Origin of the sequence: Stenotrophomonas sp. SAM-B, from assembly GCF_013387485.1 — a bacterium.
GTDB lineage: Bacteria > Pseudomonadota > Gammaproteobacteria > Xanthomonadales > Xanthomonadaceae > Stenotrophomonas > Stenotrophomonas maltophilia_AA.
On the sequence record NZ_JABBXB010000041.1, the window covers coordinates 1 to 445 of the forward strand.

General features: G+C 52.1%; 1 rRNA gene. It reads left to right on the forward strand.

The annotated features are described in order from the left end of the window. A 16S ribosomal RNA gene (locus HH110_RS19140) occupies nt 1-445 on the forward strand; the annotation flags it as partial.

A 445-nucleotide genomic window follows, 5' to 3' on the forward strand; every position in this document is an offset into this window, starting at 1 on the left:
TGCAGTGAGGAATATTGGTCAATGGGCGAGAGCCTGAACCAGCCAAGTAGCGTGCAGGATGACGGCCCTATGGGTTGTAAACTGCTTTTATGCGGGGATAAAGTGAGGGACGTGTCCCTTTTTGTAGGTACCGCATGAATAAGGACCGGCTAATTCCGTGCCAGCAGCCGCGGTAATACGGAAGGTCCGGGCGTTATCCGGATTTATTGGGTTTAAAGGGAGCGCAGGCTGATGATTAAGCGTGACGTGAAATGTAGCCGCTCAACGGCTGAACTGCGTCGCGAACTGGTTGTCTTGAGTGAGTTCGACGTCAGCGGAATTCGTGGTGTAGCGGTGAAATGCTTAGATATCACGAAGAACTCCGATTGCGAAGGCAGCTGACGAGGCCTTTACTGACGCTAAAGCTCGAAGGTGCGGGTATCGAACAGGATTAGATACCCTGGTA